Source organism: Frankia sp. CcWB2, from assembly GCF_977927585.1.
Map to the genome: position 1 here is coordinate 1 of NZ_CDWRCM010000318.1, position 2,755 is coordinate 2,755.

2 protein-coding genes are annotated in these 2,755 nt (G+C 73.6%); one reads left to right on the forward strand and one right to left on the reverse strand.

Annotation, left to right across the window (positions count from 1 at the left end; translation table 11 throughout):
- The first annotated feature begins 370 nt into the window (after positions 1-370).
- Positions 371-1,591: an NAD(P)/FAD-dependent oxidoreductase gene (locus ACY45C_RS21070; protein ID WP_462189289.1), complete on the forward strand. Its 1,221-nt coding sequence runs from the start codon at positions 371-373 to the stop codon at positions 1,589-1,591.
- A gap of 44 nt (positions 1,592-1,635) precedes the next feature.
- Here the strand turns inward: ACY45C_RS21070 and ACY45C_RS21075 are convergent.
- Positions 1,636-2,755, reverse strand: a 1,120-nt coding sequence (locus ACY45C_RS21075) for a DUF3017 domain-containing protein (protein ID WP_462189290.1), incomplete at its 5' end; no start/stop codon positions are given.

Genomic DNA, 2,755 nt, shown 5'->3' on the forward strand with positions numbered 1-2,755 from the left:
ACGTTCCGCGCTGTACGAGGTTTTCCCGCCGGTCCCGACGACCCGGGCACCCGGTCCACCCCGCGGGCCGGGCGAGGCGGGGCATGCGTCCACCGGGGGGCAGCCGGCTGCGAGACTGGCTGGCGTGCAGACCCTCACATCCTCGTCCGGCCCGCCCGCCCCGCGTGACGAGCACCCCGGAGAGAACGCCACCACGGAGGCCCGAGGATCCGGCGTGACCCCGCGGGACGGCGTGGATCCGAGGGACGGCTCAGGTCCGCGGGAGCGGGCGGGGAGACGTGACATCACGGGAACCGCAGGACCACAATACGTAACGGCAGGACCAGTCAAGGACGCTGACACGATCACCGTCGCCACCCCGATCGTGCGCGTGGACGAGGCGGTCGATCTACTTTCCCGCACGATCGACGTCCTTGTCGTCGGGGGCGGCCCGGCCGGCAGCGCGGCGGCTCTGGGCGCCCTGCGAGAACGCCCGGACGCACACGTCGTCATCGTCGACGCCGCTGAGTTCCCCCGGGACAAGACCTGCGGTGACGGCATCGCCCCGCACGGCCTGGACGTCCTGCGTGATCTCGGCGTGACCGATGCGGTCGCCGGGTACCGGCCGGTGGACCGCATGCGCCTGCGCACCCCAGGGGGCGCCGAGGTGGCCACTCCCTCGGCCCGAGCCAACTACGTGGTACCCAGGGAGGTCTTCGACGCCCGTCTCGTGGCCGCGGCCCAGGCACGTGGGGCTCAGCTGATCCAGCGGCGCGTGCGGTCCCTGGAACTTACCGACCGGCCGCGCCTGGACGGTCGGGGACGGGAGCCGGTCGTCGTGGTCAACGGCACGCTCACGGCGCGGGTCGTCATCGGCGCGGACGGCGCGAACTCCGCGGTACGCCGCGGGCTCGGGCTGCCGGGTAACCCCCCCGAGGCGATGGCGATCGCCGTGCGGGCCTACACCGACGTCGCCTTCGACGACGGCCCCCCCGAACAGTTCATCCACATGACCGACGAGGGTTGGCCGGCCTACGCCTGGTCGTTCCCGATCGGCGACGGCCGTGCGAACATCGGCTACGGGATGCTGCGGTCCCGGCTGGCCGGCGGGACGGACGGAACGAGCGCCAAGACCGTCCTGCGCCGCACGCTCGCCCGCATGCTGCCCGAGACACCGGCGCATCCGGCCACGCTGCGGGCCCATCATCTGCCGCTGTCGACCCATCGCCCCCGGCAGCCGAACGGTTCCGTGCTGCTCGCCGGGGACGCGGCCTCCCTGATCAACCCCCTGACCGGGGAGGGCATTTACTACGCGGTGCTGTCGGGGTCGCTGGCCGGGCATGCCGCCGTCCGCGCGGCGCACCCGGCCAGCGCGGGCCGGGTCTACCGACGCGCTCTCGACGCGGAGCTGGGACGGCATCTGCGGCACACGGCCCTGCTGGCCGGTCTCGCCGGGCGGCGCCGCACGCTGATGGACGCGGCGGTGCGGGCCGCCCGCACTCGTACCGAGCTGTACGACACGCTCGTCGAGATCGGACTGGGCCGCGGCACGATCCCGGCGAGTTCCCTGACCCGTCTGGCGATGCGGCGCACCATGACCGGCCTGCGCTAACCCGCCACGGGCCGCCCTGACCCGCCACGGCCTGCGCTAACCCGTCACGGGCCGATATAGGGAACGGCGAATGTGAGGATTATCACAGATACTCCAAACAGAAGGAGAATACCCACATCGAAGGCCCGCCCCCGCACCGCCAGCAGGCCGATCCGCCGTGCCGGCAGCACCAAACGGGCCAGAGCGGCCATCACCAGGACCACGCCGACGACCACCATTCCTCGGCGCCATCTGTCCTGGAAGACCAGCACCAGCCCGACGGTGACCCCGGCGAGCACCAACGCGAAGGTGGCCTCCCGCCGTAGCCAGCCGCCGATCCCGCCCCCGTCGCCACGCCCGGCAGTCCCGGCCCCGGCGGGTGCGCCGGGCGTGACGAATGGTGGCGGGGAGGCAGCTGGGACCGGTGTTCTCCGGGATCCGGAGATGGTCCCTGCCACTGGTGGCCCAGGCTCCGCACCGACCGCCGACTTCCGGTGCTCCTCGGGGCCGACCAGCGGGGAGGACACCGGACGCCACGGGTCGTGCGATGGGATGCCGTCGCCCTCGACCCGCTCCGGTGGGGACGATCCGGGCTGACCCGGGGCGGCCAGCGGGGCCGGTGCCGGCGGAACGGGACGGTCGAACCGACGCAACCCGCGATACTCGGCGGGAAGGCGCTCGTCACGATCCTCGATCGGACGGAAGACCTCGACGCGGGTGGTGCCCGGCCACGACGGACGCCGCCGGTCCGCTTCCGCCCCAGCGCGGCGCAGCGGCAGCTCTGCCCGCTCCGCCCGGGGATCGGGCGCCTCATGTCCGCCGGAATATCCGTCGGATCGGTACCGCCCCCCCGGCCCGGGGCGGCCTGGATCACCCCCGGGTCGAGCCGGGCCGGAGCCGCGCACCGCGTCGGTCACCCTCACCTCCGGCAGCGGTTGGGATCTCCTGCTGGACAGTGGCCCCGTACGGGACATGGTGGCGTCCCCGCCATCATCGGCGACGGCTTCCACCCGAGTGCAGGATGCATCGAACACCAATCCAACCAGGACATCGGTCCTTACCAACACACGGTAGGCCGCCTGCGGCATCCGGCGCCCACGGACGCACGAGAGCACGGCGGGGCGGCGCACGGCGGGGCGGCGCACGGCGGGGCGGCGCACGGCGGGGCGGCGCACGGCGGGGCGG